Raw genomic sequence first — 5,659 nt, 5'->3', positions numbered from 1 at the left:
GCGGACAGGTGGTTGCCACCAACGGACTGTTCGATGCGTTGCCGTCCATTTTTCAGCCGCTGGCGTATGACGGCTTGGCAATCGGCGATCCGAAAGCCGATTTGCTGTTCCAGGAGGCAGTCAGGAGCACTTCGGCTGCCATCGTGCCAATCGTCAGGTCCATTCCCGTTCGCCAGACGATCGATCAACCCGCTGTCGTCCTGCATGTGTTGCCGCTTCGCCGATCGGCAAGGGACATATTCGCAGGTGCAAACATCCTTGTCGTTGCAGCGTCGATCCGCATGGGCAACCAAGAGCCGTCGCCGCAAATTCTGAGCGCGCTCTTCGATCTGTCTCCGGCCGAGGCAAAGCTTGCCGCATCGCTGGTATCCGGCCGTCCGCTGAAAGCGGCGGCACTTGACCACGGGATCACGGTCAAAACCGCCCGTACCTACCTTGAGCGCGTCTTCTACAAGACCGGCACCGGCCGTCAGAGCGAATTGGTGGCGTTGCTGAGCGGCGCTGCCCCATTGGCACCTCTTGCCGCCACCACCCGCCTCTGATCTTGTGGCCGGATGCATTTCATCCCTGCCTCTATCCGCGGCCCGCTGTTCATGATCGTCTCGACGGGGTCGTATCTCGTCAACGACACGATGATGAAGCTCGCGACAGCAGGCCTGCCGTCCTACGAAGTGTTGTTTCTGCGCGGTGCCGCGGCAGCCCTCTGGGGCTTCCCGCTGTTGTTCGCGCTGGGCTACGGCAAGCAGATCCCGCTGATCTTCGACAAGCGCGTACTGAGCCGGAACATGCTCGAGCTGGCGGCGATCCTTTGCTATGTCGTCGCGCTCGCCAACATGCAGATCGCCGATTCTACCGCGCTCGGACAGATCACGCCGCTCTTGATGCTGGTCGGCTCCTCGATCCTGTTTGGCGAGCGGATCGGCGGCCGGCGCATGGCGCTGATCGGGCTCGGCTTCGTTGGAGCGCTGATGGTGGCGCAGCCGACCATGCAAGGCATTTCGGTCTACGCCTTGCTGGCGCTCGGCAATGCCACATTTGCGGCGGCGCGCGACCTTGCCGGCCGGCGGGTCGCGGCCGAGGTGCCGGGGATGATCGTGGCGATCTCCGCCGTCGTGGTGGTGCTGATCGGCGCCGGCGCCGCGCATCTGGTTTCCGAGCGTTGGGTCATGCCCGGGGCACATCACCTGCTGCTGATGGCCGGCGCCGGATTTTTCCTGATCTTCGGCCATTTCTTCATCTTCATGGCCTATCGCATCGGACCGACCAGCGCCGTGGCGCCGTTCTACTATTGCTTCACCGTCTGGGCGGTCATTTCGGGCCTGCTGGTGTTCGGGCAATTCCCCAACGCGCTGGCGATCTGCGGCATCCTGCTGGTCATCGGCAGCGGGCTGACCATCGTGTCGCTGGATCAGCGTCGCCGCCGGCTGGCCGTCGTGGCGTAACCTTGGCACCCAGGCAGGTGCTCACGAGGCGTTGCCGGGCCGAAAAAGATCGTCTAATCGGCGAAGCAACGTTCGATCGACGACGACATGATCAATCAGCCAGCGGAGTTCCCCGTGACCGATTTTGACCAAAACAACAACTCCGACGCCGAGCACAAAGCCGCTATCCGCAAGTCGCTTGTCGGCTGGGCGGTGTTCATCGCCGGAACGCTGATCTTTTTCGTCGCCGCCGATGCAGTGCTGATGCCATAGACGAGCCGCTGCACGTACCGGCCTGAAGCCGGTCTTGCCTTCAGAAACTCGAAACCTCAGACGATCGGCAGGCGCCTAAAGCGTCCGCCTTGCGCTGAACTGATGGTAGGCCCACAGAACGACCACCGCGCCGATGACGGCAACGATCAGGCTGTAGATGTTGAGGCCGGTGACGCCTGACGCGCCGAAGGCACTGAAGATCAGACCGCCGACAATGGCGCCGACGATGCCAAGCACGATGTCCATGATGACACCCTGGCCGGTCTTGTTGACGATCTTGCTGCCTATGAAGCCGGCGACCACGCCGAGAATGATCCAGCTGATGATACCCATTTTTTCCTCTCCATCCCCTCGCCAGCCGAACATTTTCATAGGATTGTCAAAACCTCAAGCCAGCTTGAAATTCCGCCCGAATGCTTCATTGTTGAGGAGGGGTCGGGCCTTGGTCGCTATGGAGGATCCACTATGGGACTTTTTGACAATGCCGTTCCCGGCGGCAACATCACCAAACCCCTGATGATCGCGCTCGGCGCATTGCTGGTCGGCAAGATGCTGAGCGGCAGAAGTGCCGAAGCGCCAGAACAGTCTCCCGCGCCCGCTCCGACCGCCCCCGTTCCCGTCCCTACGGAAACCACATCCGCCGATGGTGGCCTGGCTGGCGGCTTGGGCGGCCTGCTCGACAAGCTCAGAAATGCCGGCCACGGCAATGCCGCCGACTCCTGGGTCGGCACCGGGCAGAACCAGCCGATCAACGCCAACGATCTTGGCGCCGCGATCGGACCGCAGATCATTCGCGAGATCGCGCAACGGACCGGGCTGGACGAGCAGGAACTGCTCAAGCAACTGTCCACCGCCCTGCCCGGCATCGTCGACAGACTGACGCCGAACGGCCAGGTGCCGCAGCAGCACCAGGTCGCCACCGCGTTCAACAGCTGACGCGGCAGCCACGACAATTGGAGCGCTGCGCCTCGTGCGCAGTGTTTCGGTTTGCCGGTGATGGGATGAGTGTCTGGAGCGGGTAGCGGGAATCGAACCCGCATATTCAGCTTGGAAGGCTGCTGCTCTACCACTGAGCTATACCCGCGCCTTACCTGAAGTACCGGATTCATCCGAAAAGCGCCATGCACTTTTCGGTCCGATTCTTGTCGCGTTTCAGGGCTTCCGGGCCGGCAGTGGTGGAGAGGGTTGGATTCGAACCAACGTAAGCTAAGCTAACGGATTTACAGTCCGTCCCCTTTAACCACTCGGGCACCTCTCCAGTCTGCCGCCGGAGCCATGCAACGAGGCATTCACGCCGATCCGGACCCGAGTTATGTGTTCTCCGAAACCAGCGCAGCGCCTTATGGCGGCAAGCCCATTGGGTGTCAACCGCGCAACCATGGTTTTTCGTTTCTGTTCGCCGGCTGTGACGGCGGGCCATATCCTTGGCCGGAGGACACCGCTATAGAAGCCAGCCATGAGCGATAAAACCAACACTCCCAAAGACACCCATTACGCCAAGCTGCGCCGCGCCTATCGCGACGAGAAAAGCGGCGGCGCGCCGGCGTTCCGGCCCCGACAGCCGGTTCCGCCGGGCGAAAATGCCGCGGACGGGCTGGTGAGGCTCTACGGCCTGCACACGGTGCGCGCCGCACTCGACAATCCGCGCCGCAAGATCAGGAAGATGCTGGTGACGCGCAATGCGGCCGAGCGCCTCGAAATAGCCGATCTCGCCGCCCTGCCCTTCAAGATCGAACTGGTCGAACCCAGGGACATCGACAAGATCACCGGGTCGGACGCCGTGCATCAGGGTGTGCTGATCGAGGCCGAGCCGCTGAAAGCCAAGCGGCTCGATGCGCTTGGTGACGCGAAGCTGGTGCTGGTGCTCGACCAGATCACCGACCCGCACAATGTCGGCGCCATCCTGCGCTCCGCGGTCGCCTTCGGCGCCGGCGCGCTGATCACCACAGCCCGCCACAGCCCGCAGGAATCGGGCGTGCTGGCGAAATCCGCCTCCGGCGCGCTGGAGCACATCGACCAGATCGAGGTGAAGAACCTCGCCGACGCGCTCGGCCAGCTGCACGAGGCGGGCTTTCGCACCATCGGGCTTGATTCGGACGCGCCGGCCGAACTCGAAAAGAGCTTTGCCGGAGAAAAGATCGCCCTGGTGCTGGGCGCCGAAGGCAAGGGCCTGCGCCAGAAGACCCGCGAGACGGTGACGACGCTGGCGCGGCTCGACATGCCCGGCGCCATCCATTCGCTCAACGTGTCGAATGCCGCGGCGATCAGCCTTTACGTGGCGAGGAAGTTTTTAGCGAGTAGCGAATAGCGAATAGCGAATAGCGAAAGTCGAATCCCGGCTATTCGTGGCTGCAATCCCTAATCCCTAATCCCTATTCCCCATTCGCTATTCGCTATTCGCTCCTTCCCCACCTCATGCCCCGCCATCCGCTCCAGCGCCCTGACCAGCGCCGAATGATCTTCCTTGGCGCCGCCATTGGCCGCGCAGGAATTGAACAGCTGCTGAGTCGTCGAGGTGTTGGGCAAGGAAACGCCGAGCGCCTTCGCGCCCTCCAGCGCGAGGTTCAGATCCTTCTGGTGCAGTTCGATCCGAAAACCCGGCGCGAAGGTGCGCTTGACCATGCGCTCGCCATGCACTTCCAAAATGCGCGAAGCCGCCAGCCCGCCCATCAGCGCCTGCCTGACCTTGGCCGGATCGGCGCCGGCTTTCGAAGCAAAAACAAGCGCTTCGGCGACAGCTTCAATGGTCAGCGCGACGACGATCTGGTTGGCCACCTTGGTGGTCTGGCCAACCCCGTTCGGCCCGACCAGGGTAATGTTCTTGCCCATCTTCTCGAACACGGGCCTGGCGCGCTCGAACGGGTTTTCCTCGCCGCCGACCATGATGGTCAGCGACGCCGCCTTGGCGCCGACCTCGCCGCCCGAGACCGGTGCGTCGAGATAGTCGCAGCCGAGATCGTTGATCTTCTTCGCGAACACCTTGGTCTCGATCGGCGAGATCGAGCTCATGTCGATGACCAGCTTGCCCTTGGCCAGGCCGGACGCGACGCCGTTGTCGCCGAACAGCACATCGGCGACCTGCGGCGTGTCGGGCACCATCAGGATGATGATGTCGGCGGCCTTGGCCACGGCGGCATGGCCGGTGACGGTCTTCAGGCCCTTGGTGACGAGATCGGTGGAGGGTTTCGATCGATGATCGCTGGTGATGACATGATAGCCCGCGTCCAGCAGATGCCCCGCCATCGGCGCGCCCATGATGCCAAGGCCGATGAAACCGATGGTTTCCATTTGTTTTCTCCGTCTTTTGTTAGGTCGCGTTCTGTCACGCCCCCCTCTGTCCTGCCGGACATCTCCCCCACCAGGGGGAGATTGGACATCACCACTGCCTTGGCCAATTGTTGAAGCTGCCAAAGTTGCGAGCCGACGCCGAAGCTGCCGATCTCCCCACCCGTGGGGGAGATGGCCGGCAGGCCAGAGGGGGGCGCGAAGGAACGCGACTTCTATTGCGATCGCCGCTAAGCCGCAGCGCTTCCCTGCCCGCTCAAATCCCGAAACCACCCCAACCCAGCTTCCGTCCCGGCCTTCGGCTTGTATTCCGCCCCGACCCATCCGGCATAACCAATGCGGTCGATATGCTCGTACAGGAAGGGAAAATTGATCTCGCCCGTCCCCGGCTCGTGACGGCCGGGATTGTCCGCAAGCTGGATATGCGCGATGCGGTCAAGGTTTGCCTCGATGGTACGGGCGAGATCCCCCTCCATGATCTGCATGTGATAGATGTCGTATTGCAGGAACAGGTTTTTCGAGCCGACGCGATCGATCAGCGCTAGCGCCTGGTCGGAGTAGTTGAGGAAGAAGCCCGGAATATCGCGCGTGTTGATCGGCTCGATCAGCAGCCTGATGCCGGCCTGCTCCAGCTTTTCCGCCGCGAAGGCGAGGTTTTCGGCAAAGACATCCTCCAGCAC

The 5,659-nt window shown here is 62.4% G+C and carries 7 protein-coding genes, 2 tRNA genes and 1 pseudogene; 5 read left to right on the top strand and 5 right to left on the bottom strand.

Translation table 11 applies throughout. The features are described from left to right. The 3 genes and pseudogenes from EN964_RS37805 to EN964_RS37800 all read left to right on the top strand — a co-directional run. Nucleotides 1–542 (top strand): annotated as a pseudogene (locus EN964_RS37805) (helix-turn-helix transcriptional regulator); the annotation flags it as partial. Between the two features lie 12 nt (nt 543–554). Then, nucleotides 555–1,442 carry a DMT family transporter gene (locus EN964_RS22405; protein WP_127272744.1) on the top strand — a complete coding sequence of 296 codons (888 nt, stop codon included), beginning with the start codon at nt 555–557 and terminating at the stop codon, nt 1,440–1,442. Nucleotides 1,443–1,556: 114 nt separating this feature from the next. Then, nucleotides 1,557–1,694 carry a hypothetical protein gene (locus EN964_RS37800; RefSeq protein ID WP_164749104.1) on the top strand — a complete coding sequence of 46 codons (138 nt, stop codon included), beginning with the start codon at nt 1,557–1,559 and terminating at the stop codon, nt 1,692–1,694. Between the two features lie 75 nt (nt 1,695–1,769). Here EN964_RS37800 and EN964_RS22400 read toward each other — a convergent pair whose 3' ends face one another. Next, the gene (locus EN964_RS22400; RefSeq protein ID WP_013531402.1) at nt 1,770–2,027 is read right to left on the bottom strand and encodes a GlsB/YeaQ/YmgE family stress response membrane protein; all 258 of its coding nucleotides are present in this window, start codon (nt 2,025–2,027) and stop codon (nt 1,770–1,772) included. Between the two features lie 132 nt (nt 2,028–2,159). Between EN964_RS22400 and EN964_RS22395 the strand changes: the two genes are divergently transcribed. After that, nucleotides 2,160–2,630 carry a YidB family protein gene (locus EN964_RS22395; RefSeq protein WP_127268141.1) on the top strand — a complete coding sequence of 157 codons (471 nt, stop codon included), beginning with the start codon at nt 2,160–2,162 and terminating at the stop codon, nt 2,628–2,630. 74 nt (nt 2,631–2,704) lie between these two features. Here the strand turns inward: EN964_RS22395 and EN964_RS22390 are convergent. Together EN964_RS22390 and EN964_RS22385 are read right to left on the bottom strand one after the other, a co-directional pair. Beyond that, a tRNA-Gly gene (locus EN964_RS22390) sits at nt 2,705–2,778 on the bottom strand. Nucleotides 2,779–2,867: 89 nt separating this feature from the next. After that, nucleotides 2,868–2,952 (bottom strand) — tRNA-Tyr (locus tag EN964_RS22385). A 198-nt stretch (nt 2,953–3,150) separates the two neighbouring features. Here EN964_RS22385 and rlmB point away from each other — a divergent pair. Next, nucleotides 3,151–4,002, top strand: a complete 852-nt coding sequence (rlmB, locus tag EN964_RS22380; protein ID WP_127273424.1) for a 23S rRNA (guanosine(2251)-2'-O)-methyltransferase RlmB — start codon at nt 3,151–3,153, stop codon at nt 4,000–4,002. A gap of 50 nt (nt 4,003–4,052) precedes the next feature. On the opposite strand, the gene EN964_RS22375 is transcribed toward rlmB, so the two are convergent. Together EN964_RS22375 and EN964_RS22365 are read right to left on the bottom strand one after the other, a co-directional pair. Next, the gene (locus EN964_RS22375; RefSeq protein ID WP_127271587.1) at nt 4,053–4,982 is read right to left on the bottom strand and encodes a 2-hydroxy-3-oxopropionate reductase; all 930 of its coding nucleotides are present in this window, start codon (nt 4,980–4,982) and stop codon (nt 4,053–4,055) included. A 227-nt stretch (nt 4,983–5,209) separates the two neighbouring features. After that, a partial coding sequence (locus tag EN964_RS22365; protein ID WP_164749105.1) for a hydroxypyruvate isomerase family protein occupies nt 5,210–5,659 on the bottom strand: 450 nt, incomplete at its 5' end.

The sequence above is a fragment of the Mesorhizobium sp. M7A.F.Ca.CA.001.10.2.1 genome (assembly GCF_003998575.1).
Taxonomy (GTDB): Bacteria; Pseudomonadota; Alphaproteobacteria; order Rhizobiales; family Rhizobiaceae; genus Mesorhizobium.
Note: the sequence above shows the minus strand (reverse complement) of the source record. Positions and strands in the feature narration are given on the sequence as shown.